Annotated in this window: 29 protein-coding genes and 1 pseudogene; 16 read left to right on the top strand and 14 right to left on the bottom strand. The window is 52.2% G+C overall.

The window, feature by feature from the left end:
• Positions 1-67 precede the first annotated feature (67 nt).
• Together F3J40_RS08220 and F3J40_RS08215 are read right to left on the bottom strand one after the other, a co-directional pair.
• Positions 68-559: a DMT family transporter gene (locus F3J40_RS08220; protein ID WP_167013570.1), complete on the bottom strand. Its 492-nt coding sequence runs from the start codon at positions 557-559 to the stop codon at positions 68-70.
• A 9-nt stretch (positions 560-568) separates the two neighbouring features.
• A complete protein-coding gene (locus tag F3J40_RS08215) occupies positions 569-1,003 on the bottom strand; it encodes a DMT family transporter (protein WP_167013568.1) in 435 nt (144 codons plus the stop codon).
• 99 nt (positions 1,004-1,102) lie between these two features.
• On the opposite strand from F3J40_RS08215, the gene F3J40_RS08210 reads away from it, so the two are divergent.
• The 4 genes from F3J40_RS08210 (at position 1,103) to F3J40_RS08195 (ending at position 4,912) form a co-directional block, all read left to right on the top strand.
• A complete protein-coding gene (locus tag F3J40_RS08210; protein ID WP_167013566.1) occupies positions 1,103-2,035 on the top strand; it encodes a LysR family transcriptional regulator in 933 nt (310 codons plus the stop codon).
• Positions 2,036-2,125: 90 nt separating this feature from the next.
• Entirely contained in the window at positions 2,126-2,545 is a 420-nt protein-coding gene (locus F3J40_RS08205; protein WP_255464847.1) for an aldo/keto reductase, read from the top strand.
• Positions 2,546-2,788: 243 nt separating this feature from the next.
• Entirely contained in the window at positions 2,789-4,129 is a 1,341-nt protein-coding gene (locus F3J40_RS08200; protein ID WP_240155344.1) for a glycoside hydrolase family 28 protein, read from the top strand.
• 189 nt (positions 4,130-4,318) lie between these two features.
• Positions 4,319-4,912: a MurR/RpiR family transcriptional regulator gene (locus F3J40_RS08195; RefSeq protein ID WP_167013564.1), complete on the top strand. Its 594-nt coding sequence runs from the start codon at positions 4,319-4,321 to the stop codon at positions 4,910-4,912.
• Positions 4,913-4,980: 68 nt separating this feature from the next.
• Here the strand turns inward: F3J40_RS08195 and F3J40_RS08190 are convergent, their stop codons facing one another.
• The 4 genes from F3J40_RS08190 to F3J40_RS08175 all read right to left on the bottom strand — a co-directional run bounded on the left by F3J40_RS08190 (position 4,981) and on the right by F3J40_RS08175 (position 7,175).
• Positions 4,981-5,631: a carboxymuconolactone decarboxylase family protein gene (locus F3J40_RS08190; protein ID WP_167013562.1), complete on the bottom strand. Its 651-nt coding sequence runs from the start codon at positions 5,629-5,631 to the stop codon at positions 4,981-4,983.
• A gap of 265 nt (positions 5,632-5,896) precedes the next feature.
• Positions 5,897-6,142 carry a DUF1427 family protein gene (locus F3J40_RS08185; protein ID WP_167013560.1) on the bottom strand — a complete coding sequence of 82 codons (246 nt, stop codon included), beginning with the start codon at positions 6,140-6,142 and terminating at the stop codon, positions 5,897-5,899.
• 2 nt (positions 6,143-6,144) lie between these two features.
• On the bottom strand, positions 6,145-6,396 hold the full coding sequence (locus F3J40_RS08180) for a DUF1427 family protein (RefSeq protein WP_167013558.1): 252 nt from the start codon (positions 6,394-6,396) through the stop codon (positions 6,145-6,147).
• Between the two features lie 359 nt (positions 6,397-6,755).
• Positions 6,756-7,175 (bottom strand): TraR/DksA C4-type zinc finger protein, encoded by a 420-nt coding sequence (locus F3J40_RS08175; protein WP_017346002.1) that lies wholly within the window; start codon positions 7,173-7,175, stop codon positions 6,756-6,758.
• Between the two features lie 65 nt (positions 7,176-7,240).
• Here F3J40_RS08175 and cysS point away from each other — a divergent pair, with 65 nt between their 5' ends.
• Positions 7,241-8,623, top strand: a complete 1,383-nt coding sequence (gene cysS, locus F3J40_RS08170; RefSeq protein ID WP_167013556.1) for a cysteine--tRNA ligase — start codon at positions 7,241-7,243, stop codon at positions 8,621-8,623.
• 66 nt (positions 8,624-8,689) lie between these two features.
• On the opposite strand, the gene F3J40_RS08165 is transcribed toward cysS, so the two are convergent.
• From F3J40_RS08165 to F3J40_RS08155, 3 genes are all read right to left on the bottom strand, one after another.
• Complete coding sequence (locus F3J40_RS08165) at positions 8,690-9,517, bottom strand: alpha/beta fold hydrolase (RefSeq protein WP_167013554.1); 828 nt, start codon at positions 9,515-9,517, stop codon at positions 8,690-8,692.
• A gap of 63 nt (positions 9,518-9,580) precedes the next feature.
• Complete coding sequence (locus tag F3J40_RS08160) at positions 9,581-10,036, bottom strand: nuclear transport factor 2 family protein (protein WP_205297249.1); 456 nt, start codon at positions 10,034-10,036, stop codon at positions 9,581-9,583.
• An 11-nt stretch (positions 10,037-10,047) separates the two neighbouring features.
• Positions 10,048-10,602: a VOC family protein gene (locus F3J40_RS08155; protein ID WP_167013552.1), complete on the bottom strand. Its 555-nt coding sequence runs from the start codon at positions 10,600-10,602 to the stop codon at positions 10,048-10,050.
• A gap of 139 nt (positions 10,603-10,741) precedes the next feature.
• Between F3J40_RS08155 and F3J40_RS08150 the strand changes: the two genes are divergently transcribed.
• From F3J40_RS08150 to F3J40_RS08140, 3 genes are all read left to right on the top strand, one after another.
• Positions 10,742-11,659, top strand: coding sequence for a LysR family transcriptional regulator (locus F3J40_RS08150; protein ID WP_167013550.1), 918 nt, complete (start codon positions 10,742-10,744; stop codon positions 11,657-11,659).
• A 129-nt stretch (positions 11,660-11,788) separates the two neighbouring features.
• Positions 11,789-12,193, top strand: coding sequence for a nuclear transport factor 2 family protein (locus F3J40_RS08145; protein ID WP_167013548.1), 405 nt, complete (start codon positions 11,789-11,791; stop codon positions 12,191-12,193).
• 32 nt (positions 12,194-12,225) lie between these two features.
• Positions 12,226-12,618 carry a putative quinol monooxygenase gene (locus F3J40_RS08140; RefSeq protein WP_167013546.1) on the top strand — a complete coding sequence of 131 codons (393 nt, stop codon included), beginning with the start codon at positions 12,226-12,228 and terminating at the stop codon, positions 12,616-12,618.
• A gap of 349 nt (positions 12,619-12,967) precedes the next feature.
• On the opposite strand, the pseudogene F3J40_RS08135 reads toward F3J40_RS08140, so the two are convergent.
• Positions 12,968-13,708: pseudogene (locus tag F3J40_RS08135) on the bottom strand (carbonic anhydrase).
• 850 nt (positions 13,709-14,558) lie between these two features.
• On the opposite strand from F3J40_RS08135, the gene F3J40_RS08130 reads away from it, so the two are divergent.
• Positions 14,559-14,774 carry a YdgH/BhsA/McbA-like domain containing protein gene (locus F3J40_RS08130; RefSeq protein WP_167013544.1) on the top strand — a complete coding sequence of 72 codons (216 nt, stop codon included), beginning with the start codon at positions 14,559-14,561 and terminating at the stop codon, positions 14,772-14,774.
• Positions 14,775-14,834: 60 nt separating this feature from the next.
• On the opposite strand, the gene F3J40_RS08125 is transcribed toward F3J40_RS08130, so the two are convergent.
• Positions 14,835-15,224 (bottom strand): undecaprenyl-diphosphatase, encoded by a 390-nt coding sequence (locus F3J40_RS08125; RefSeq protein WP_240155341.1) that lies wholly within the window; start codon positions 15,222-15,224, stop codon positions 14,835-14,837.
• Positions 15,225-15,604: 380 nt separating this feature from the next.
• Here F3J40_RS08125 and F3J40_RS08120 point away from each other — a divergent pair, with 380 nt between their 5' ends.
• From F3J40_RS08120 to F3J40_RS08110, 3 genes are all read left to right on the top strand, one after another.
• Positions 15,605-16,831: an RNA-guided endonuclease InsQ/TnpB family protein gene (locus F3J40_RS08120; protein WP_167013542.1), complete on the top strand. Its 1,227-nt coding sequence runs from the start codon at positions 15,605-15,607 to the stop codon at positions 16,829-16,831.
• Between the two features lie 118 nt (positions 16,832-16,949).
• The gene (locus tag F3J40_RS08115) at positions 16,950-17,126 is read left to right on the top strand and encodes a hypothetical protein (protein ID WP_167013540.1); all 177 of its coding nucleotides are present in this window, start codon (positions 16,950-16,952) and stop codon (positions 17,124-17,126) included.
• A gap of 232 nt (positions 17,127-17,358) precedes the next feature.
• Positions 17,359-17,754, top strand: a complete 396-nt coding sequence (locus tag F3J40_RS08110; protein ID WP_167013538.1) for an acyl-CoA thioesterase — start codon at positions 17,359-17,361, stop codon at positions 17,752-17,754.
• 150 nt (positions 17,755-17,904) lie between these two features.
• Here the strand turns inward: F3J40_RS08110 and F3J40_RS08105 are convergent, their stop codons facing one another.
• Positions 17,905-19,296: an amidase gene (locus F3J40_RS08105; protein ID WP_240155339.1), complete on the bottom strand. Its 1,392-nt coding sequence runs from the start codon at positions 19,294-19,296 to the stop codon at positions 17,905-17,907.
• On the bottom strand, positions 19,250-20,071 hold the full coding sequence (locus F3J40_RS08100; RefSeq protein WP_167013536.1) for an MBL fold metallo-hydrolase: 822 nt from the start codon (positions 20,069-20,071) through the stop codon (positions 19,250-19,252). The genes F3J40_RS08105 and F3J40_RS08100 overlap by 47 nt, the downstream gene beginning before the upstream one ends.
• A gap of 92 nt (positions 20,072-20,163) precedes the next feature.
• Here F3J40_RS08100 and F3J40_RS08095 point away from each other — a divergent pair, with 92 nt between their 5' ends.
• The 4 genes from F3J40_RS08095 to F3J40_RS08080 all read left to right on the top strand — a co-directional run bounded on the left by F3J40_RS08095 (position 20,164) and on the right by F3J40_RS08080 (position 25,282).
• Positions 20,164-21,090 carry a LysR family transcriptional regulator gene (locus F3J40_RS08095; RefSeq protein ID WP_167013534.1) on the top strand — a complete coding sequence of 309 codons (927 nt, stop codon included), beginning with the start codon at positions 20,164-20,166 and terminating at the stop codon, positions 21,088-21,090.
• Positions 21,091-21,504: 414 nt separating this feature from the next.
• Positions 21,505-22,071 (top strand): sorbitol dehydrogenase family protein, encoded by a 567-nt coding sequence (locus F3J40_RS08090; RefSeq protein ID WP_167013532.1) that lies wholly within the window; start codon positions 21,505-21,507, stop codon positions 22,069-22,071.
• Between the two features lie 137 nt (positions 22,072-22,208).
• Positions 22,209-23,633, top strand: coding sequence for a cytochrome c (locus F3J40_RS08085; protein WP_167013530.1), 1,425 nt, complete (start codon positions 22,209-22,211; stop codon positions 23,631-23,633).
• Positions 23,634-23,650: 17 nt separating this feature from the next.
• Complete coding sequence (locus F3J40_RS08080) at positions 23,651-25,282, top strand: GMC family oxidoreductase (protein ID WP_167013528.1); 1,632 nt, start codon at positions 23,651-23,653, stop codon at positions 25,280-25,282.
• Positions 25,283-25,330: 48 nt separating this feature from the next.
• Here the strand turns inward: F3J40_RS08080 and F3J40_RS08075 are convergent, their stop codons facing one another.
• Positions 25,331-25,603, bottom strand: a complete 273-nt coding sequence (locus F3J40_RS08075) for a DUF905 family protein (RefSeq protein ID WP_167013526.1) — start codon at positions 25,601-25,603, stop codon at positions 25,331-25,333.
• Between the last annotated feature and the right edge of the window lie 233 nt (positions 25,604-25,836).

Genomic DNA, 25,836 nt, shown 5'->3' with positions numbered 1-25,836 from the left:
ACCTCTGCCCGGCTGGCAGCGATGAAGTGCCGGGCACGCTTCCGGCACTCCTCAAGACGGGCAAACCTTATTCGCTGACCGCTGGCTGGCGCAGGGTTTTCTCAGACGGTGCAGCCTTAGACTTACTGCTTGAATAAATAAAGAAGAGTGCAATCCCCAGGCAGACGATGGCACCGAGACGGCTCACGGAAAACGGAATGGGCGGATTGCCCAGCCAGCCGAAATTATCGATCAACATGCTCATGGTGAGCTGGCCAAAGATCACGGCTACGGTGGCAACCGCAGCACCGATACGTTGTACGGCCAGCACCATAATCACGATATACGGTACGCCAAACATCGCGCCCAGCAACTGCCATTTAGGCACATCCATCAGGGTCAGGGCATGTCTGGGTTCAAAGAAGAAAATCAGCAACCCCGTTACCAGCGCACCAACCGAAAACGTCAGAAACGCACTTTTAAACACGCCCACCTTACTGCCCAGTTGACCGTTGATAGCCGCCTGAATACTCAGCATGGCACCGCCGACCACGGCGAGAAGAATCATGATAATTGTCATAACGTTACCTTACCTCTGTGCAACCATAAACAGCGCTGCAATGATAAAAACCAGCGCGATGATGCGTTTGTTGTCGATTTTCCTGTGCGGTGTTCCCAGCAGCCCAAAGTGATCGATGATCAAACTTTTGAAGACCTGGCCTGCCAGGATGCCGATCATGGTCATGGCAATGCCGATTGCCGGTGTTGCCACTGTCAAAATGATGACGTAAACCGGACCCAGTACGCCGCCAATAAGTTGCCAGGAAGGCTGAGCAAAGAACGACGGGCTGTTACGCGGGCTGAAAAACAGCATTAACAGAAAAGTCAGCGCTGCGCCCACACCAAATACGCTGAAAGTGGCCCACAAGTCCCCGACCTCGCCCCCCAGTGGCCCGAGCAATCCTGCCTCTACGGACAGTCCCATGCCTCCGGCAATGACCATTAAAATGAGTATCAGTTGCATAACAATCAGTCTCCAGTTGTTTTGGTGCCGAAGATTACGCCTTACCATGGATGAGAAAAATGCCATAATCAGATAAACACCTGTGCAGGATATGCATCAATGAGTGAACCCGAAAACATCAGCATCCGCGCCCTGATGATTTTTACCGATGTGTATGAGACACAGAATTTCTCAATTGTGGCCCGCCGGGAGGGCATATCCGCTTCCCAGGTCTCGCGCATTATTCATCAGATTGAAGACGCGCTGGGTCAGCAGCTTTTTTACCGCAACACCCGAGCGGTCATTCCGACGGAAAGCGGGCATCTCTTTGTGCGCTATGCCCGTGCCATGACGGGAAGTCTTGAAGAGGCGCGGCGCGAGCTGAATGAAAGAACGCTTGAGCCCTCCGGCATGATTCGCATCAACGCACCGGTCTTCTTTGGGCAGCGGCATGTTGCGCCAGCCTTACCTGGCCTTATTGAGCGCTATCCGCGGCTCAGCCTTGAGCTCACGCTAACGGATGATTACATCGATCCGCACCGGGACCCCGCTGATGTCATGTTTCGAATTGGTGTTCTGACGGACTCCTCTTTTCACGCACGCGCGTTTGGCCAGCAGTTCTATCATCTTGCCGCGTCACCGGCTTATCTTCACCGGTACGGCATCCTTGAATCGCCTGAAGATCTCACGAGGCACAAATGTCTTGTCTATCGCGGTTCGTCCGGCCCCAACCGCTGGTTGCTGCGGCGTCCGGGTGAAGAATGGGTGCATTTTCACGTCTCTCCTTTGATGTCCTCCAACAATGCCGAAACGCTGCTGATTGCCGCGCTCGGGGGAATGGGGATCGTGCTGTTTCCTGACTGGCTAATTGGGGAGAGACTGAAAAGCGGCGAACTGATCGCGCTGTTACCCGAACTGGAGATGTCTATCAAAACCGAGCCACAGCATATCGCCGCAATCTATCCCAATGTCCGACACCCTCCACTGAACGTCAGGGCCGTTATTGACTATTATATTGAGGCGTTTGGCTCGCCGCTTTACTGGCAAACTTAAGGTACGGGTCTGTGCGGTGAGCACTATCATCGGAGAAAGGCTACAGGAGTAGCTTATCCCGTTAGTGACTAAACCTGAGGAAGAATAAAGATGCAGTACACCCGACTCGGTAAAAGTGACTTGCTTGTATCGCGCATCTGCATGGGATGCATGGGAGGCCAGACACGGCGAGCCACTGAAGATGACTATGCTCGCGGGAAATATGACAGCACGGCAGAACAGGATAGCGTCATTATTGAGCGCGTAGCCGAGCTTGCCGAACGGCATCAGGTGTCCATGACGGAAATCTCACTCGCATGGCTGCTGACAAAAGTCACGGCTCCTGTTGTCGGCGCCACAAAAAAAGATCATGTTGATGGCGCGGTAAACGCAGTGAATCTTCAACTGAGCCCGGAGGAAATCCTGTTTCTGGAAGAAGCATACCAGCCGCACGCTCTGACGGGGATGATGGCGCAAAACACGCCGCAAACGAAAAACGTGAAACAGGCCTGGATGCGATCTCAACGTTGAGGATTACCCTACAAAGTGAATGCCAACTGCCTCAACGGGTGATGTCAGAAAAAAGTAAAAGCACGGGATGTATGTCTCAGCGACAGGCTTACCGGCTATAACCTGGCGCAACATCTTCTGACAATTAACGCGCCAAAATCAAACATCATCCCTTATAAAAACAATCACTTATCGGCATGATAGTGATTCACCTGTGCGTCTATTGCGCATATTCCCTGAGCATAAAACCAACTGTGGATGACCATGCAAAAAACACTTCCGGCGATCATCATGCTTTTAATGTGCTCCCCTGCGAGTAGCTGGGCCAGCGAGTTGACGTGCCATCCTGAACAGTTTGGCGGCAAAGCCGATGGGCACACCCTTAATACCACGGCGATCCAACAGGCGATTGATACCTGTGCTGCGCAGGGTGGCGGTAGGGTGATACTCAGCGGGGGGCGTTGGCTTTCCGGCCCGATCATGTTGAAAAATCACATCCATCTGGTGATCGACAAGGGAAGCGTGTTGCAGGCCGTGGATGATCAAAAAGCTTTCGTAGCGGCTTTCATTGGCAGGGCGGCCCAAAACAGAGAAGCATTGATCCTGGCGAATAACGTCCACGACATTGCCGTGACCGGAGGTGGCACCCTTGATGGAAGCGGGCAGCAAACCTGGTGGCCAGACGCCATGTCGTTGCGTAAACAGGTTCGTTCGGGCCATCCAGAAGCGTTTACTGCGCGGTATAAAGATGTGCCGATCGCCAATGGCATGCCGCGTCCCTGGCTGTTTGAGTTGAATAACAGTGCGTTTGTTAAGATTGATAACGTGAAGCTGACCAACTCCCCCATGTGGAATCTGGTCATCCGCCACAGCCACAACGTCGAGGTGAACCACCTGACCGTGTCCAACCCGCCCGACTCGCCCAACACCGATGGTATTGATATTGTCTCTTCCGCTGACATTCACATTGCCCATGCGGATATCTCCACCGGTGACGACCATATCTCGATTAAATCTGGCATCGTTGCCGCTGCGGACGCGTCCTCCGGTGATATTACTATTTCTGATTCCATTATGCGCAAGGGACATGGCATCTCGATTGGCAGTGAAACCATCAATGGCATTGGTAACGTGTCGGTGTCACGCGTCAGCTTTATCGATGCGGAAAACGGCATCCGGATCAAATCGGGCCGGGATCGTGGCAGTCTTATCGGCCCTTTCAATGTCAGTCATGTGCGCATGCACAATGTCGCTACGCCGCTGCTGATAACGGACAGCTACAGCGGCCAGGCGGGCTCAGCCGGAAATTCGCTGGTTTCAGCGATTCCACCGGAGAAAATAACCCCCACCACACCGCTGATTTCCGGCGTTTCAGTGACGGATCTCACCGCGACCGGCGCACGCTATGCCATGATTTTATCGGGCTTACCCGAAGCACCAGTGCGCGATCTCAAACTAAATTCGGTCTCGATCTCCTCCCTGCATGGCATTCAGGCCAGATATGTCAGCGGTGCCTTGAATTATGTTACGGTTCACGCGTCTGCGGGGGCATCCCTGGCGAGAGGTCCGGGCGTCAATCTCACAACCGCCAACGCGATAGAGTGACCAAGGTCGGAGCCGGTGTTTTCCGGCCCCTTTCGCTTTGGCTGTTCAGGCGTGACCAATTTGCCCCGTGATAAGGCAAGCCTTGTGCCGTCCGGAGATCAAAACGCGAATGAAGTTGAAAGCACGAAGGTTCTCGGCATGCCTACCGCAAGCTGACCACTGCCCGCTGCGCTCCAGTAGCGTTTATCAGTGACATTATTCACGGTGAATCTGAAGGTGGACAGCTATCGCATGACCTGCGATTTGATGTTCGATGAGGACAACCGAGAGGCGATAGCCGCCGCCACCGGGATGCTACACCACGCAGAGCGCATCGCTATTTTTGGTCTTGGCGCGTCAGCCCTGCTGGCTGATTACGTCAGCCGTCTGTTTAATCGTTACGGCAAACCCGCCTATGTTTTGAACCGCACCGGTTCATCTTTGAGCGAACAGCTGATTCATATGCGTGCTGGTGATGTGTTGATCATGATGGTGCAGCGCAGTCCGCATCGCGAAGGGACAACGGTACTGGAGGAAGCGCGCCGCTTTGGCGTTCAGGTCATTTTACTTACGGGCTCGCGTAACTCGCTGTTTTCGCACCATGCTGACTGCACAATTTTCATTCCGCGCAGTGCGGCAGAGGAGCGGATCCCGGTGCATGGTACGCCTATGATCTGCTTAGAAGTGCTGGTGCTCGCATTAGCGGCAACAGAACCGACCGTGCCGATAAAAACCATCAACCGTTTGCATGAACTCAATACTGCGATTAATCGTCCGCACAAGAAAAGGCATGATCATGATTGATCGGTAACCTGCTGCCCTGCTCCGTCCCTGAAGGCCGTGCGATGCACCCGGCACGGCCATCAGCGCTGTCACGCGGTTAAGGTGTTAAGCTCGTTTTCAAGCCGCTGCGCGGCCTTTTCCGCGCCCCTGGCTTTAAAATAAGGCACCAGTTCCTGGAGTTGGTCAGCGCTCAGCCCCACATTGATACTGATCCCCAGATGCGCCTTGAGCTGGGGTTCTACGCCAGACAAAGCCGCAAGCGCGCCTACCGTTGCAAGTTCACGACTTTTCCAGTCGAGATTATCTCGCGCAAAAATATCGCCGAAGAGGTGCGCTTTGAGGTACTGATCGGCAGCCGGTGCGAAATCAAACAAAGCGCCTTTCACCGGACTTCCGACCAGCGCAATCTGATTCTGTGTGCCCGCCGCTAGCATCTCTTGCGGGGATGGCATCGGACCTGGCTGGCTGCCTTCCCGATCGCTTTTACCGTTCAGGTGACGTGCCTCAACGGTTTTCATTAATATCCCCAGTGCATTGAGGCTACGCGGAAAACCCGCATAGGCATAGAGCTGCACCAGCACTTCGCGGCAGTCACTGATGGTCAGGCCACAATCTAAGCCATTTTCCAATGCAGCGCCCAAATGAGGGAGCTCGCCTGTCGCAGCGAAAGCAGCTATCAGGGCGAGATGTTTTTGTTGCTCATTTAAAGGATGGGTTTGTTTTTGCATAAATGCCGTCATTGTCTTCTGTTCCGAATCGGTAGGTTCTTCAGAGAAATACGCTATAGAGGTGAATGCACCACACCTGATGGATGCTGGTCGTGCATTCCTGAGTGTATAACGCGAAACAAGGGGGAATTAGCAGGTGAAATGAGAATGGCCTTGTGAGCACAGCTCAACAATCGCAACAGGAGACCGTAATGATCTGTACACTCCCAGCCAGGAAACGGCCGTCAGTAAGTAGCCTTGCTGGCATTTATCGAGATATAGGTGAAAATTTCACCGATCATTCCTCTGGAGACGAACGGTCATCGCCGATTTTGTGGTGATACTCATGACGAAACCAATGCAGGTTCACCGGCTGGCGTTGAACCAGCCTTTTAATCATCGGAATAGCATGTTCACCTATCTGCATGCCGGTCAGCCCGACCAGAGCAATCACCGGCGGTGCAGGCGAGTTAACACCCATCACCGCATAAATACAGCCAGCGAGTAGACCGACAAGCAACGAGACAGAGTACGTTTTTAGCATGTTCAGTTTGCCTGTTTCGCGTTAAGAGTGAGTGAGGCGGATTGCTTTACAGCACCTGGCTGAGTCTGGCTATTTGACGGAACCAGGACCGGCGTATCACTGTGAAACCACTTTCCCCCTAAAGTGCTGCCAATAACCATGCCGAGCAATCCCACTAACGCCACCGCCGGTGGCGCGGGTGAGCGGACTTTAAGCAGCGAGTAGATCAGGCCAATCAGCGCGCCAGCGCCCAAAGAAATGAATAAAGGACTCACAGGTCCTCCTTGTTTTTCGTCCCTCACGCCAATTGGGCGTGCTGGTCAATAACGATGATCTGGCAGCGCTGCAACATCAGTTATTCTGGTTTACCCTGCGTCGCGTGTGCTGCTGTTCCGGTGCATAGCTTCCTGACCGCAGTGTAAGAACCTTTTCATTTTGGCACTATTATCTTTATGTATAGCTAGACGTTCGCCGGGTTTTATGACCAACATCCCGCTGCTTTGGTTTTTAACCCTTACCGCGCAGATAGGGCTTTTACCACTTCGCTGTCTGACAACGTTTTCACCCAATCAGCGCGTTTTTCAAGCGTTTACGTATCGGTCGCTAAAAAACCAGCCCAGAACGCTCAAAGCTTCTATTTTCGGTATTGCGCTTCAACGCGTTCCTGTTTAATTTTTGCATCAATCGAGAGTTCAGCGGTCGGCCGCAGCAACAAACGCGCGAGGCCAATCGGATCGCCTGTTTCACGACAAAAGCCATACTCGCCCTGCTTTATCCGCTTTAAAGCCGCATCGAATTTTGGTACCAGTCGAGTTTCACGGTCGATCTGCCGAAACAGTAAACGCAGCTCTTCTTCCCGAATGGCTTTGTCTGCTTCATCGCCGTGTTGTTCGCTGCGCTCAAGCTGGCTACGCAGATAGGCAAGATGGCCAATCAGTTCACTGCGTTCGTGCTGTAGCAGTCGGTTAAAGAAGTCGGATTGTGCATCATTCATGTAGTCTTCAGCGGGCATCGACAGGATTTTTTTCTGCTCAGCGACGGTGGGTTTGGTCATAGAAATGGCCCCGGTAAATTTTATTTGATATGTTATAACATAACACATTATATAGGGCAGTTTCATTGATTAAGCTAACCAACACGTTGGGTGGGGAAAAACAGGCATTTATTCCCATCAACGCGGACCAGATTGGGATCTATGTTTGTGGCGTCACCGTGTATGACCTGTGTCACCTGGGTCATGGGCGCACATTTGTTGCTTTCGATACCATCGTGCGCTACCTGCGACATTCAGGTTATAACGTCAAATTTGTCCGTAATATCACTGACATTGACGACAAAATTATCTACCGCGCCAGTCAAACGGGTGAAGCATGGCAGCAACTTGTCGCCCGTATGACGGCTGAAATGCATCGGGATTTCGCTGCGCTGAATATCTTGCCACCCGATGTTGAGCCCAAGCCCACTGAGCATATTCCCGAGATAATCAGCCTGATCGAACGGTTAATCGCCCGTGGTCATGCCTATCTGACCGAAGAGCAGGATGTGATGTTCTCTACCGCGTCAGCAAAAGACTACGGGAGGCTGTCCGGGCAGAATATCGAAAATCTTATGGCCGGAGCGCGCATCGCCGTTAACCAGCAGAAACAGAGCCCGCTTGATTTTGTGTTGTGGAAAGCAGCGAAACCGGGTGAACCCTCATGGGATTCGCCCTGGGGAGCGGGACGGCCTGGCTGGCACATTGAGTGCTCTGCGATGAACAGCCATCACCTTGGTACGCATTTTGATATTCACGGTGGCGGTGCCGATCTTATCTTTCCGCATCATGAAAATGAGATAGCCCAGTCAACCAGCGCACATGACGGCCCCTATGTGAATTACTGGTTGCATACCGGCATGGTGACTGTTGACCAGGAGAAGATGTCGAAATCGCTGAATAACTTTCTTACCCTGCGCGACATGCTCCAGCGCTACAACGGCGAAGTCCTGCGGCTGTTTTATCTCTCCGGTCACTACCGTAAGCCGCTGAACTTTACGCCGGATAATGTGGATTCTGCCCGAGCTGCCCTGGCTCGCCTCTATTCTGTCTGCTGTTTTGCCAGTGACGTTGAGTCCCGCGATCACGCCGCATGGGAAGAACGGTTCAGGCTGGCGATGGATGATGATTTTAATACGCCACGGGCGTTAGCAGTGATGTTTGACCTTGCCAGAGTGGCTAATCAGAAATTAAAAGAGGAGCCCGACGAAGCGGCCGCCCTTGCCACCACGCTTAAACATCTGGGCCAGGTGCTCGGACTTCTTTATCAGGAACCTGAACGCTACCTGCAATCAAACCCCCGGTGGGATGAGGCAAAAATGCAGTACATCACAGCTCAGGTGCAGGCACGAGAGGACGCTCGTCAAAATCATGAGTGGCAGCGTGCAGATGAGATCCGGGCATGGCTTGAAGCACAAGGCATAGAACTGGAAGATCAAAACGGCAGGACATCCTGGAAGGTTAAATAACCGCTCTCGTAGCGAGAGGACGTGAACAGGAACCTGACGCAACATGCCGTCAGGTTCTGTTTACTGTTACTGCTGAATAAATGTCAGCAGGTCATTATTCAGCTGGCTTTGATGTGTCGCAGCCAGACCGTGGGACGCACCGGGATAAACCTTCAGTTCGGCCTCCGGGATCAGGCTGGCAGACAAAACACCGGAATGGCCGAGGGGCACAATCTGATCGTCATCGCCATGGATCACCAACGCAGGCACGGTGATTTTTTTCAGGTCTTCGGTGTAATCCACTTCCGAGAACTCTTTGATACAGGCGTACTGCCCGACAATCGATCCGGCCATACCTTGCTGCCAGAAACTCTGGCGCAGCCCTTCGTTAATTGCGACGCCTTCACGGTTCATGCCAAAGAACGGGATCGCCAGATTGAGGTAGAAGTCTGAACGGTTCTCAATTACTCCCTGACGAATGCCGTCAAAGACCGCGATATCGGTGCCGCCTGGCCACTGTTCGGTAGACACCATCACTGGCGGTACGGCACCCACCAGCACGGCATTTGCCACACGGTCGGTTCCATGACGTCCGATATAACGTGCCACTTCGCCGCCCCCGGTGGAGTGCCCGACCAGCACCGCGTTTTTGATCTCCAGCGCATTCAGCAGTGTTGCTAAATCATCCGCGTAAGTGTCCATATCGTTACCATACGCCGGTTGATCAGAGCGGCCGTGTCCACGTCGATCGTGGGCAATAACACGGTAACCCTGTTGCAGCAGAAACAGCATCTGGCCGTCCCAGGCGTCTGAACTCAACGGCCAACCGTGGGAAAAAATCACCGGCTGGGCATTTTTATCGCCCCAGTCTTTATAGAAGATGCGGGTGCTGTCTGATGTGGTAATAAAGCTCATGGTGATATCTCCATTAATTCTGTTTTTAGGGGGAATACTTATCTGACTTCAACGCTGACGACGTTACTGGCTGAGGAACACCCGGGCGCTCGAAAGCTTGCCGTGGCTGACGGTAAAAATATCCTCACCCCGAACCTGAACCGGGTTCTTCTTCGGGCCGTAGCCCCAGGTCACACGGGCTATGCCGTGGTTCCACTCCACCGGTGCGGGGGTAAAACGGAAGCCCGGATGCTGTGACTGCACGTGACTGATAGTGGCATTAACCTGCTCTATGCCTTCATTCAGGCCGCCGGGATCAGCGACGAAAAAGTCTGGTGTGTAAACCCCGGCGAACGCCTTCGCCCGTTCTGCGGCATCGGTGTTGTTCCAGATGGCAAAGTGGCGATCGATAAGCTGTTGCAGTCCCACAGGTGCTGCCTGAGTGGTTGTCACGCTCATGGTGATTTTCTCCGCAAATACGTTATGGGTGCCTGTCAGCAGCGCTACCAGGAGTAAACCTCGGGTGATGTGCTTGTTCATATCGCCTCTTTTCACTGCGCTGTTTTCACTTTACCGACCAGCTCAATCTGCGCACCCCAAGGCGTCAGGAAGTAAAACCATTGGGTGCCATCGGCGTTAGTCACCGGCTCATTCAGGGTTTTCAGACCCGCTTGTTTGATGGCCTGATAACTGGTGGCGACGTCATTGGTGCTCAGCGCGATATGCGTTTCTGCATCATCATCCTGATGCGGGCGCTCATGGCTAATTTGCGCGCCGCGGTACTGGAACAGTTCTACTCCGGTGCCATTCGGCAGCCGCATCATGACAAAACGCTTTAGCTCACTGGAGGTGCGCCAGTTAAAAGCCGTTTTCCACGCATCCGGTATAGCGCCGGGGGTAATGTCTGACGCGAGTTGGGCACCAAAAGTCGTCTGGAAGAAGCTGATGGCTTTGTCCAGATCCGGCACGTTGATCCCTACGTGATCCAGTCCAGCAACGGTGACCAGCGGTGTCTGAGTCGCACTGAAGGCCGGTGCGGAAAGGCTGACTGCGCCCACTAACAGTGAAGAAGCGAAAAGTGCAGAAGCGATGTGTTGGTTTTTCATAGCGATAGTCCTGTCATGTCCATGTGCAAATGGCTGTGTGTTATTTGCGACAGCCAGCGTTGTTGCGATGGAAGAAGCATATCGACGGAAAGTGATTTTCAAAATAGAATGATTTGAAACTCATCATTGCAGATTTGAAATGACAAAATTCCCCGATTTCGAAGGACTCGCGATGTTTGCGAAAGTGGCAGAGGAAGGATCTTTTGCGGCGGCAGCCCGCGTCATGGGCGTTTCCGTGCCTACCGTGTCCCGCGCAGTGGCCCGTCTGGAGGAGCGTCTGGGCGGAAGGCTGTTTAACCGCACCTCACGCCAGATTGCGTTAACCGAGTTCGGTCAAAGTATGGCGGCCAAAGCCTCAGAAATGTATCGCCAGGCGGAGGAAGTAGAGAGTGAAGCCCATGAACTGTCTGTACAGCCGCGCGGCCAGGTGCGCTTAGCGGTGCCGATGTCGTTTGGCTTACGCTGGGTTGCCCCGCTGATGCCAGAGATTATTCGCCAGTTCCCCGAACTCAGTGTCGACTTACACCTGTCAGATGCGTCGGTTGATCTGATTGCAGAAGGCTTTGATGCCGCATTACGTATTGCGGCACTGCCGGACTCCTCTCTGGTGGCGCGTAAGTTATGTTCCGTCACACAGTATCTGGTTGCCTCTCCCGCTTACCTTGCTGAGCACGGGATGCCTGAGCATCCGCGTGAGCTTTCGGCCCGGCAGTGTTTCAGCTATGCCTATCGTGCGCGCAGTCAGGTATGGCGATTTACTCACCAGTCTGGCGCACATGAAGATATTGTGCCTAGTGGCCCGCTTCGTGTGACAAACTCTGACGCGCTGATACCGCCGCTGCTGGCAGGGCTTGGAATTGCAGAGCTGCCTGAGTTTATGGTTGCGGAGTATCTGCAAGATGGTCGTCTGGTCCACCTGCTGAATGAGTGGTCGATGACGCAGGGCGGCCTCTACTTTGTCACGCCAACCTCGCGGAGTCGCCCGTTAAAAGTAAAAGTGCTGTCAGACTTTTTTGCCAGACATCTTGGCAATCCGGAATGGCGCTGGCCGCAGTAATCAAGCCATCCATTACAATAATGAAATGATGAGTTTCATTCTTTGCTATTTTGTGTGCTCCTGATTTTCCCTATTGTTGTCTCATGTCGCCGATACCGGCCCGACACCGACAATGACAGGAGCATTCTGATGAAAACCGCCATACAGCTACTGCAAAGCTATCTCGACAATATCCAGGAACCTAAAGCCGCCGCGGCCTTCTTCGCCACCGATGGCGTGCTGGAGCTGCCTTATCTGGCAACACTGGGTCTGCCTCACCGCGTGCAGGGACCTGCTGAAATCGAAGCCTTTATCACCGGATTGCTGGTGAAAGTGCCTGATTTTCGCTTCCGTAATATTCAGTTTTTTATCGACACCCCAACCCAGGCCTTCGGAGAGTACAGCGTAGAAGCCCCTCTCGTCGGGACAGACCGGGTCTATAAACAGACCTATGCTGGCCGTCTGGTCGCTGAGGACGGAAAAATAAAACTGCTGCGTGAATCCCTGGATACGCTGGCCGCATGGCGCGCTTTTAACGGCGAGCACGCCGCCTGATCTTCCCTTTATTCCCTTTCTGGAGATAAACCATGAGTCTGAATACCTTTGATGCACGCATTTCAACAGCAGGCGATCACGATAAAACACAGCCCACTGAAATCATAGTGAGTGCTTACTATCGAGTGCATCCTGATGATCGTGAAACCTTTATCAATGCCGTGAAACCGGAAATGCAGGCAGCCCAACAACTGCCAGGCTGTCTGTTTTATGCCTTCTCGCAAGATCTGGTTAACCCCGATGCTTTCCATCTGTCTGAAGGCTGGGCAGATATTGAGGCCTACGAACGGCATGAGCACTCAGAAACCTTCTTAACCGCGTTGGCGACCGTGGTGCAACAGGTGCGGATCTTACATCGCGAAGGCATTCGTTATGATGTGGCGAAGCAGCATATTGACGACCCGCGTGGGAAAGTATCTGGCTAGCGCCGCTCGCTCCACTGCTAAAAAATATTTTTGCGCCTGGGTGCATGCATTGATTGCCCTGGGTCGCATATTCCTTTTAGACATTCTCCCCGCCCTGAATGAATGGCTCTTCCAAAAGGGCGAGGAGGATGTCAAAGGTTTGTTCTCTCCTGACAGCGCAGTGAGTATATGTCTGCTCCTGGTCACTGGTGGAACGCGTAAATAGCCGTAAAAAGTCATAATGATAAAAACTGTCTCACCGGACTGATTATTTAGGTTTACTTAAAAAAATCATTAGCATCCAGGAGAAAATTTAATGATCTATTGACTTAAGATAAGGCTGGCTGTTTTCGCATTCACACGGCTTTAGTTATACTTCGAAAAACTCAACCTTTCCACCCATAAGGTGATACATACCGCCAACGATTTTAATTTTCTTCTGGTCTTCGAGTTATTTCAGTACCGGGCTGTTTTTGCGAATATTTCCAATGGTTAGCTCTACATTTTTCCGGGCTACTGCGTCCACAAAATCGTAATTGCTTCCTTTACGTTCTCCGCTGTACTCTGTTTTTTCAATCGCAGGTTTAATTTCATTCAGTAGGCCCGTCAGGTTACCTAGCTCTGCATTATCAATAGCGCCTCGAACTGCACCACAGCGGGTATGCCCCATAACCAGCACAATTTTCGCACCGGCAATAGCACAGGCAAATTCCATACTGCCCAGCACATCGCGATTACTGATATTACCCGCTACGCGGGAATTAAACGTCTCGCCAATCCCTGCATCCAGCACAATTTCCGCCGGCACACGTGAGTCGATACAGCTAAGGATCACTGCTGCAGGATATTGACCCGTAATACTGTTGCGCTTCTGAGCCAGATAATCGTGTTTAGCCGGTCTATTTTCCCGGAAGCGCAGGTTGCCCTGTTTAAAATGTTCAATCACAGCTTGCGGCGTCATACTGTCACGCTCTTCTTTACTAAGTGACGCAGCAAAAGACAGGGAGGGTACTGATAAGGCTCCCAACCCGGTGACCGAAAGTGTAGAAACAGCGAATGTTCGTTTTAGTATTGCCCTGCGTGAAAGCCGGGCTGATTGTTTTTGTTCCAAAATTTGCTCCTGGTTATTGAATTACTTAAGTTTAAAGTGATGCTAAATTTAAAAAAATTAATAAAAGGCTTGTCAGGATCTACGAATCTGTCTTGTTGAGTGCTGGTTAAGGGAGTATCAGGACTATTGTTAACCGGCAGCATTATTGATTTGCATTTAATTTGGTCAGAGGCTCATGCTGATTTCGAGCTCTTACAGCGAGCAGCAGAAAGGTAAAATTGCCTCCTAAGCCTGGATAATCCTGTATGGAAGCCAGATGCGCTATGGTCGATGTCTTGTTTTTCTCGCAGGGTGAACGATGCGCTCCTTGAAGAACTTGAGAAACAACCGGCGCTAATAAGCGCCCTGCCTGGCGCTTTGCTGTATCACAGGGCTTGGCTTTGGGTAAAACATATGCAGAAGCTGGTTAAAATAGTTACACCATGCATAAATTTTGCTCAATACCAATGCCCCCTTCGGGGGCACGCGGGCCGCCTTTCAGGGTGGAATTGGGCTTGATCCGTCATGATTCAGCGCAGGTCTCGGCTGAGAGGGGCAAAATCACTGCTGGAACCGGCTAAAGTTAGTAGAACGACTAACGTGTGTTGTAACTAAGATGAATGCCGGAAGCAGGATTATAGCGTAGTCGCGTCGATTTCCACCCTTCCCTTCCAAAAGAACGGCATGTGTCACACGCACTGATGCCTTCTCAACTGGAAAACATCCTTGCGAAAAGTTTCGCCTATCGCCGTGATAGTTACCATGATAACAATATCCGCATTTATTGTTAATCTGCTAATAGTAACTATGGGTATCATTATCACATCGAAAGCAAACAGGCTTTCAACCATACCCACTAAGGATTAAGACCATGAAAACTATCAAAGCAATGTCTATCGCCGCTGTAGCCGCTCTTTCACTGATGTCTGCTGCAACCTTTGCTCAGAGCGTATCTGTTACCTCCTCTACCCTGGACGGTGCGGAAGCCAAAATCGCCGCTCAGGCAAAACAGAACGGTGAACACTACAAAATTACCGAAGCCAGCAACAACAACTTCGTACACATGACCGCTGAGCTGTACAAATAAGGAATGGTCGCAAAAGGAAGTGCCGGAAGAGGTCGCCCCCAGGGGCGGCCTTTTTCGCTTTTAGGGAGTTAATCTGGCTGGTAACCAGGAGAAAAGACGGATGCTGAGGCTTTCACAGAGCGTGGTCAATGCATCTCCCCAGCGAGCCCAGAGCGGCCGGACGACCACACAAGCCAGCACAGCCATCAGCGCAGCACCCACCATGTCCAGGGGGAAATGCACGCCAAGAAACACGCGTGACCAGGCAACAAAGCCTGCGAGTATCAGTATGAAGATGCCACTTCTTTTTGCGCCTGACAGCAACAGTGACAGCCCTGCACTGAAGAACAACGTCCCGTGATCGCTGGGGAATGAGTTGTCCGCTGCATGATAAATCCACGTATGACCCAGCGAAATCATAAACGGACGCGGATGCGGCCATAACATCGAGCAGATAAAGCCCAACCCCATCTTTTTCTCAAAGGGTACTCCCACCGAAGGAGGTGGGAGGGGAATTTGAATTGACGTGGTAGCGTCAAATATTCTCAAGCCTCGCGGGTGTTGAAAGGACTTCATCACAACTTCAGGCGTCGCTCCTCCTCATGAGCCGCCTCGCCATCACATGCTTTCAGTTCCGGCCCGAGGTCACCACACATTTCAGCCACGCGCTAACTGATGCGCGTAAGGTGTCAGTCCCCAAAAACCAGTCGACGATATGTCGTGATAAAAACGCGGTGAACATGCAGCAAAAAGCCGATATGTCTGTTTTTTTAAAAACCTCCAGCACGCTTGACTTCAGATTAAACACATGGTTATTTATCCAGCATTTGTTTACCGGGCACTGCATGCACATGCTTATCGTAAAGGCGTTTAAATACCGGCTGGAACCCACGAACGCACAGGCGCAACGACTGCGTCAGATGTGCGGCTGTGCGCGTTTCATCTGGAATTATGGCCTGGCAGAAACGCAGCGTATGCTGGATGCCGGGCAAAAACTGCCCACCGCCTTTGCGCTGAATAAGATGCTGACCGCGTGGAAGGGGTTGCCTGAGCTGGCGTTCCTGTCTGAAGCGTACACCGACAACCTCCAGCAGAAACTGAAAGACCTGCACGAGGCATGGAAACGGTGCTTTGATAAGCGTCTGGCGGCTAAAAAGCCTGTTTTTAAGCACAAGAGCAAAGGCAACGATTCCATCCGGTTCGTCAACTTTGACAAATACTGCCAGCTTGACCGCAAACGCGTTAAATTGCCGTCCGGGCTAGGCTGGGTGAAGTTCCGTCAGTCTCGTGCTGTTGTGGGCAAAATCAAAAACGCGACCGTCAGCCAGCACGCTGGCGGCTGGTATATCTCGTTTCAGGTCGAAACGGAGGTCGAAATGCCCGTACACCCGTCAACGTCCGCTATCGGACTGGATGCGGGTATCAGCAAGCTGGCCACGCTGTCCGACGGCACGGTCTTTGAGCCGGTAAACAGCTTTAAAAATAACCAGGCGAAGCTGGCGCGGTTACAGCGCCAGCTGGCCAGGAAAGTGAAATTCAGCGCGAACTGGAAGAAACAGAAGGCGAAAATTTCCCGCTTACACGTGCATATCGCCAATATCAGACGCGACTACCTTCACAAAGTCACCACAACCATCAGCAAAAACCACGCGATGATAGTGATTGAGGATTTGAAGGTGTCCAGTATGTCAAAGTCAGCGAAAGGCACGAAAGAAAAGCATGGGCGTAACGTTAACGCTAAATCAGGCTTAAACCGTTCAATACTCGATCAGGGCTGGTATGAGTTAAGACGCCAGCTTGAATATAAGCAGTCATGGTTGGGCGGTCAGGTGTTAGCGATAAACCCGGCTTATACCAGCCAGAAGTGCGCCTGTTGTGGTCATACGCATAAAGATAACCGTCAGTCTCAATCGCGCTTTATTTGTATTACGTGCGGTTACCAGGAGAACGCGGATATAAACGGCGCGCGTAATATTTTAGCGGCAGGACATGCTGTTTTAGCCTGTGAAGTGAACGGTGCGCTAATGCCGTCAGCAGCAGGAACCCGGCGACTGAGTAATCAGGTAGCCACCCTGTAAACGGGAATTCCCCACCTGAGTCGCGTAGCGTGAAGGTGGGGGAGGATGTCAATGCCACTAAAATTGTCACCAGCGCCGACAACGCGAGACGGTGGCCAGTTTTTCCGCCAAGAAACCAGTGGCCCAGAAGGATCAATGGGATAACGGGCAAGGTATATTGCGCGCAAAACGTGGCGAAGGCTATCCAGCCCTCGGATGTTCCGGGCACGGCATTGAACAGCAGAAAGCCTTGCTGATTGAGGGATTCCAGGGAATTCATCATAGGATGACGATCTCCGGTCAGGTTAAACAGTAAAACCGCATTCTGACTGGAGAAGATTAATAAAACCTTAACAGAGGCTTAAGCCGGAATTTGGCCCGACGCGATACGAAAGAGGTATCCCCCCTTCTCAGTGACGGGCTTTTCGCATTTTTATCCTCTGACAAGACACAGGCGCTTTTCAACGCCGGAAAAACTGTAGTACCGTTCAAGCAGCTTGCCGAACCACACCGCATTTTTCACGTCAAAATGACTTTAAGGGTTTGTAATGTTTAAAAAAATCTATAGCGTAGATGAACAACACATTGATTTTCAGGGCGTCGTCGACGGACTTTACTATCCGTTTTACATGGAATGGACACGTCACGCCTATATGAAGGAAGCTTTAGGTCTGGATTTGGAGCAAGAGTTTGCTGAAGGCCGTATGCACATGATCCTCGAGTACAATTTGCGCTTCAGAAAAAGCCTTGTGAAAGGCGATGAAGTGACCGTTACTTGTGCTCTCGCGGCGAACGAGAAACGCAATCGGGTTAACTTTATTCAACAAATCCTGGTGAACGACACCGTCTATGCCGAAGCGGTATTTGTTGCCACATGCCTGGCGAACGGCAGACCGGTTGTTCCCGATGCGGTTCGCAAGGCACTTGAGGCATTAACCGCTTAATTATCCGGCACTGAATAACCAAACTGGTTGTCTTGAGCTTCACAAAATCACAGCCAGTTTCATCATATTCCCGCCCGGTGTGCAGCAAAGTGCTTGAAACATATTTTATTGGACATCACCCCTGATACACCCAGCCAACTGACAGGAACATCATCCCTGTTGGAGGCGTTTTTGGATATCCTCGGCGGCCCGTAACAATAAGTCCTCACGCCCTCGCAACGCCAATAACTCCAGGCCAATCGGCATCCCATCATCACTGAATCCTGCTGGAATACTGATCGCAGGTGCCCCCGTCACCGCAGAGACTAACGCATTACTCCCCTCCTGCATTTCACCGTGCAGCACAGGCGCACGGCGCACCACCGGATAAGCCAGCAAATTGATGTTGTACTGGCTGAACATCGCTTCTACCTGCTGATAAAGATCGTGCTGGCGTTGTTGTACCACCGTATAGCTTTCGCTAGTGATGCCGGGATGCATCGCGCGAGCCTTGAAAGTCGTCGCCAACTGCGGATGATAAAGCCCAGACGCAGCAATCGCTTGCAGGGTGTGAAACTGCGCATGCGGCTTATCCGCTAAAAATTCGGCCAGTGCATCAGCAAATTCATAGCCGATAATATTCGCTTCCGCAGCCAGGTTCTCCAGCTGCGGCCAGCTTACGATTTGAGATCCCAGTACGCTGACTGTCGCTTGTACGGCCTGGTTTATCTCTGCCTCATCGTCAGCAAAGCCCTCTTGCCATAGGCCAACTCGCAGGGATTCACCCTCAGCGGCGAAACATTGGCCGCGCAATATTTCACTGACGAGCCGAAGGTCGGCTGAACTGCGCACCAAAGGACCTGGAATATCTTGCGTGGGAGAAAGTGGCACAATCCCTTCGCTACTGAGCGCCCCTTTTGTCATGCGGAGGCCAAACAAACCATTAAATGCGGCAGGAATACGCACTGAGCCAGCGGTATCCGTGCCGATAGCGAGCGGCACATATCCAGCGGCAACGGCCACCGCCGATCCACTACTCGACCCGCCAGGCGATCGCCCTTCACGCCAGGCGTTGTGCGTATACCCGGTCAGTGAAGAAGCACCGGTAATACCTGCTGCTAACTCATGCATAGCGGTTTTCCCGAGTAGAATGCCCCCCTGATTGCGCAGCGTGGTCACTAACGGCGCATCCTCGCTAGCGATAACGTCACGTAGCATCACTGAACCGGCGCTGGTAGGCCACCCTTTCACGTCAATGTTGTCTTTAATCAGTACGGGAACACCAGCCAGTAAGCCAACGGTTTCTCCGCGCTGACGGCGTGCATCTACCGTGTCTGCTGCTGCTAAGGCTTCTGCAGCAAATAACCACGTTATCGCGTTGTAGCGCGGTCGATCAACCTCCGCAATACGTTGTAGCGCATACTCTGTGAGTTGACGCGAGGTGATCTCCCTGCGCTGGAGTGCGTATTGCAACTCAAAGAGCGACGCGGTGAGATAGTCAGCGTAGTGCATCCGGTTAAGCCTCCAGGAAGATCCATTGGCCGCCGTGTGTAACACGGCCATATGAGCTGCTGTGGAAATGAGAACTGAACCAGATTGCCCGATGCTCCCTACACCAGTCTATAACCCGTTGGCGTGAAGCAGTGGCGAGCGATAAATTCTCGCAAAAAACGGAGTTCCAATGGGGATACTGAAACTGCACGGGATGATGCATCAAATCCCCGGTAAAAATGGCTGATTCTCCGTTGCTCTCCAGTACAATAGAAGCATGGTCAACACTGTGGCCCGGCGTAGTGATATAGCGCAATACGCCAGCAAACAGCGGAGATTCCCCGACATTGATCACCTCCAGTTGACCACGTTCAATCAGCGGCAAGATACTGTCGCGGTACAGTTCCTGTGCAGCAGGATTCTGTCTGCACTGTTCTAACTCTTTCGCCGAACAGATATATCGCGCGTTTGGAAACATAGGTTGCCACTCACCGTTGTGCCAATGCGTGTTCCAGCCAACATGATCGGTATGAATGTGCGTCAAAAGCACGAGCGTAACCGCCTCAGGGTCTACCTCCGCGCGTGCCAGATTGCTGGCATAAGGGGTGTTTAATTGATGGAACAGAGGCTTGTTATCGCGGTTGCGCCCATTGCCCGTAGCGGTATCAATCACCACCACATCTTCACTTGTGCGAACCACCCAACTGTGAATAGAGACTTCCGCAGTTTGTGCAGCAAAATCATGCGTCATTTCAGCCCGATGCGCCGGATAAAGCTCGCCGTAAGGCAAGCCTGCCGTTTGCTCTGCTACTTTTTCAACCAGGCAATCGCCTACGCGAATTTTCATCTTCTCTCCAGATTAGTTAGCGTTTGTCGGGTGACGACAAGTTGTTAACCACTATACTGATGCTATCTGAATTAATTAAATCGATTAAAATCATGAAAACCATCAATGAAAATGATTTTTCGCGCGTAGATCTCAACCTCATTATCGTGCTGTTAGTGATGTTTGAGGTGCGTAGTGTGACGCTAGCTGCAAAGCGGCTGTACCTTGGGCAACCTGCGGTCAGTGCGGCACTCAAAAGAGCGCGTGAAATGTTCAACGATAGGCTGTTTGTCCGCACGTCACAGGGCATGACACCCACGCCACGCGCAGAGCAGTTGGTACAGCAATTTGCGCCACTGATGCGGGATCTGCATCAGATGATCTTTTCGCCCATGTCGTTTGATCCACAAAGTGATAACCGCACCTTCCGCATTGGCATGAGCGATTGGCTGGAACAGTGGCTAATGCCAGACCTGCTGACAGAATTGGCTGTTGCAGCACCAAACAGTAAGGTCAAAGTGGTCGCCGCCGATCCCTGGAATGCGATTCCGTTGATGGAACAGCAACAGGCCGATGTAGTGGTCACCGTCGGGGATGAAATTAGCCAAGATTTAACGCGCGAAAAAATTGTTCGAGCAGGGTTCCGCACACTGTGGAGCCCACAGCAAATTGCGGTGAATAAATTGACGCTGGCGCAATTTGTTCGTTTCGACCATGCGCTGGTGTCGTATCGCGGTGCCAGCGAAAGTGCGCTGGATCATGAATTACAACGGTTGGGAAAGACCCGGCATGTACGTTACGTGACCCCACACTTTTCCAGCTTACCGGTCTTGTTAAAGCAGTTGCCGCTGTTTGCCACCGTGCCGCAAGGTCTGATTTCTTCATGGCGTGCGCGTTATAACCTTCAAGCTGCCCCTGTACCCGTCAATATGCCGGACTATGAGCTTTCGTTGTTGTGGCACAACGCGCAGCACGATGATCCTGCTCAGCGCTGGCTGCGCGACAGACTGCGTGCGCTATTAGTAGAAAAAGCGCGATAAATCGCGCCTCTACTGAGGCTGTCGCGTGCAAACTGTTGGAGTATGGACGCATCAATAATTCTCTTGTGACCACCACACTGAGCGGTCCGATAAGTTAAATTAATCTGCACTTTATTACGAACAATAACAGTCATCTAAAGAGGGGTATTTACCGCGAAGTACAGGCTTTCGGCAGTCGAACTGTCAGCCCATGGTACTGAGATTTACAGCGCCGGAAACAGAGGAAAATCACTATCATGCAATAAATCAGCCAGTTGTCTGCATTGCCACCTTATCAAAGCGCAGATTATACAAAATGTATGAATTTGTGATCCTCGTCAATAAAAACCTTACTTATCGTGAGTTATCAGTTACCATCCTGTTGCGTGATTTGACGGACTATTTACATTCACTTATATCAACAGAATAGGACTCATGAAAAAAGATAATCATTTACTGCCCAATGACTTGACGCAGACAGGGGTGAGCAGACGGCGTTTTTTTGGTCAGTCTGGTAGTGTGGTTGCAACGTTTGCCCTTGGATCGCTGAACACAACAACGGCTGTAGCGGCACAACCCGCCCCAACGGATGCGACGACCCTCAATCAGTTTCTTAAGCTATCCCGCTTTCTGACCGGCCATCAAAACCTGGATACCACCTTAGGTGAGCGGTTATGGACGGCATTTACTCAGCAATCTGCCGGGTTCTCCAGCCAGATGGATGTTCTACAAAATCTGATCGGTCAGCATAAACTGCCTGATGTCGAAGCACTGGATACCCTGATCAAAGGACAACCACTGCACGATGTGATGATGGCAGTGATTCGCGGCTGGTATCTCGGCGTAACCGATGACAGCCACCATGCCAGGGTTTATGCCTATCAAAATGCGCTGATGTATCAGGTGCCACGAGATGGCATGGTGATCCCCACCTATGCCCATAACGGCCCGGACTACTGGACCAGTGAACCGCCGCCTGTCGACCGTCTGCTGACGTTCTGAGCGTAATAACACCTATTCCTACAGGTTTTTTTTACCTTTTAATGTTACCGGTAACTTTCCGCGTAATACGCAATGGAGTTAATGTGAGACAACAACCCTCGCCTGCTTTTTCGCTCAACAGGGTAGCCAGGCACTTGATGGCAACCACCCTGAGTATCGGCTTGCTATCGTCCTTTTCCCTGTTTGCCGCTCAGGAAGTCCCGGTCAGCCCACCGGGCGTTAAGCAGGTACAAAACAGTGATATTGCGCGCGGTGAATATCTGGCGATTGCCGCTGACTGCGCGGCCTGCCACACCAATCCGGCGACCAAACGCACCTTTGCCGGCGGTTACCCCATCCATTCCCCAATGGGCGTTATTTACTCCACCAACATCACGCCATCGAAACAGTTTGGCATTGGCAATTACACCGAACATCAGTTCGAACAAGCCGTGCGTCACGGCATTCGTGCCGATGGCGGTCATCTCTATCCGGCCATGCCTTATGCCTCATATGCGGGACTCTCCGATGAAGACGTGCATGCACTCTATCTCTACTTTATGCATGACGTGCAACCCCAGGAGGGGGCTACACCTGAAACGGCACTGAGTTTTCCGTTTAACATCCGACAGATGATGTGGGGATGGAACCTGCTGTTCTTGAAAAACGGTGCTTTCCAGCCTGATTCTTCGCAAAGTGATGCCTGGAATCGGGGTAAATATCTGGTGGATAACCTCGAGCACTGCGGCGAATGCCACACGCCTCGCAATATGATGATGGCGCAGATGCAGGGCAAAGATGCCCTGACAGGCGCAGCGCTGGGCAGTTGGTATGCGCCGAATTTAACCGCAGATAATTTAGGCAACTGGACGCGAGACCAGTTGAAACAGTATCTGAAAACCGGTGATGTGCCAGGAAAAGCGCAGGCCGCAGGCCCAATGGCAGAAGCCGTCACCAACAGCTTGCAGTATCTGCATGATGACGATATTGATGCGATCATTACCTACCTGAAAGCCCTGCCCGCTTCATTGCAGGCCCAGCCCAACAAAAGTATCGACAAAAATGGAACCGATACCAATGTTGATAGCCAGATTCGTAGCACACAACCGCTGGGCAGCCATCTGCCCGACAACCTGAGTGGAGCCACGCTGTATGACACGGCCTGTTCTAGTTGTCACCAGCCGGACGGTAAAGGAAGTGCCGATCACTTCTACCCTTCACTGACCAATAACAGTGCTACCGGCGGAAGCAGTCCAAACAACCTGGTGTCGACCATTTTGTTTGGTGTGGAGCGAGAAGTTAACGGCAAACAGGTGTTAATGCCCGCTTTCGGCCCTGGCTCCCAGGTCCAGTCATTATCGGACCAGCAAATCGCCACGCTGAGCAACTTTGTTTTTCACCAGTACGGCAACCCCGCGCTGCAAGTGACGCCTGAGCAGGTAGAAAGTCTGCGAACAGGGGGGGATCAGCCACTGCTGACCCGTATTGCCGCACCTGCCACCCTGGGTGCTGGCGTGGTGGCGATCCTGATTGTCCTGCTGTTGAGTCTCCGGGCGTTACGTAAACGTCGTCAGGATCATTAATATTTTTAGAGGTTGTTATGTCAGAGCAATATAGCGCAGACGTTGTGGTGGTAGGTGCCGGTATTTGTGGGGGCACTGTTGCCAAAGAGCTGGCCGAAGCGGGGCTGTCGGTGTTGGTACTGGAGGCGGGCCCGCGTTGGGAACGTGGCGAAGTGGTCGAAAACTGGCGCAGCATGCCGCCGGTCAACAAGGCCGAATCCGACTATGCCACCCCCTATCCTGCCGCACCTTGGGCCATGCACCCACAGCTTAATCCCTATAATTCGTATCCTGAAGTGTCAGGCCCGGATGCCTCAGCGTTCCGTCAAGGTATGGTGCGCGGGGTTGGCGGCACAACCTGGCACTGGGCAGCGTCATGCTGGCGTTTCCTGCCCGCTGACCTGCAGTTAAAAAGTACTTACGGCGTCGGCCGCGACTGGGCAGTCACCTACGATGAACTGGAGGATTATTACTATCGGGCTGAAGTGTTAATTGGCGTCAACGGACCCAATGATACGTCCCTGAAATATGTCGCACCACGCAAAAAACCCTTTCCGATGGAGCCAATGCCCTACGGCCCGGCAGACCGCCGCTTTACCGAAGTGGTAGCGCAAAGTGGCTATATCAATACGCCAGTACCCCAGGGGCGTAACAGTCGGCCCTATGATGGTCGTCCGCAGTGCTGCGGCAACAACAACTGTATGCCCATCTGCCCGATTGGTGCGATGTTCAACGGCATTCACAGCGTATTGAAAGCAGAAAAAGCCGGGGCGAAATTCGTCGAAAACGCAGTGGTATATCGGATTGATACCGATGAAAAAAATAACATCACGGCCATGCACTATTATGACCCCGATAAGGTTTCACACCGAGTGACGGCAAAAACCTTTGTGCTGGCGGGTAATGGTATTGAGACGCCAAAATTGTTGCTGCTGGCTGCCAACGATCGTAATCCAAACGGCATTGCTAACAGTTCCGATCAGGTGGGCCGTAATATGATGGATCACCCCGGCATTCTGATGAGTTTCCAGTCGGCAGAACCGGTGTGGACCGGCGGCGGGTCGGTGCAGATGAGTTCAATTACCAACTTCCGTGACGGTGATTTCCGCCATGAGCATGCTGCTATTCAGATCGGTATGAATAACACTTCTCAGAACCATAAAGCCGGAGTAAAAGCGTTGCAAATGGGGCTGGTAGGCAAGAAGCTGGATGCCGAAATTCGTCGTCGTGCGGCCTGCGGCATGGATATTTATGTCAACCATGACGTACTGGCGAACCCGGATAACCGACTGACCCTGAGTAAAACCCGACAGGATAAGTTAGGTATTCCCTTCCCCCATGTCACTTATGATGTGGGCGACTATGTGCGACGGTCCGCCGTATTTTCCCGTCAACATCTGATGACGATTGCCGGCCTGTTTGGCGCAACCGAAATTGAGATGACGCCGTGGTTCAATCCTAACAACCATATTATGGGCGGCACGATCATGGGTCATGATGCGAAAGACTCGGTGGTCGATGGGTGGATGCGTACTCACGACCACCAGAACCTGTATATCGCCTCGGGGGGTGCCATGGCCGCAGCAGGTACGGTGAATTCGACGCTGAGTATGGTCGCGCTCTCCCTGCGAGCCTGCGATAGCATTATTAGCGATCACCAACACGCTTGATAGCCTGAACGCCTGCATACTGCAGGCGTCTTATCCGTTAGTTCGCCGCTAATTCATGGACTCCAGTACCTGCTTTTTTCTGCTCCTGGCCTCTCGGCGAATCAGGTCACCGTAACGTTGCAGGTATTTGTTGGCCCAAAACCCGGCGTGATCGTCGAAATTGAACGTTCGCCAGAGGATCTTCCCCTTGCGATCGCGGATCACCAACTGACAATGAAAATCTAGATCGTTCTCTACCGTGACGTTGCGATAGGCTGCTGCGATGGTTCTGGCCTGTCCACGTGTAAATTCACCCTCTGGCAGGGCGGGTACAGTTTTCATGTTTTAAGCGGCTCCCGGTCAGAGTCCTGCTAGACAGGAACTCACTGTCTGAAAGAGGGTGGCGAATGGCGGCGTCTGGCGTCGTCCATTGCAACTGATGCTGCGTTGAATCCGAGGTAAATCGAGCATGGTCTTATGCAGCAACGCTTATCGATCGGTTTCCCTGGTGAAGGCCCGAAGGTGAAGCGTGCAGACGATGTGCGCGCACATCACCCTTTCTGGTGTAATGGCTG

Origin of the sequence: Candidatus Pantoea multigeneris (genome assembly GCF_011752615.1) — a bacterium.
Taxonomy (GTDB): Bacteria; Pseudomonadota; Gammaproteobacteria; order Enterobacterales; family Enterobacteriaceae; genus Pantoea; species Pantoea multigeneris.
Note: the sequence above shows the minus strand (reverse complement) of the source record. Positions and strands in the feature narration are given on the sequence as shown.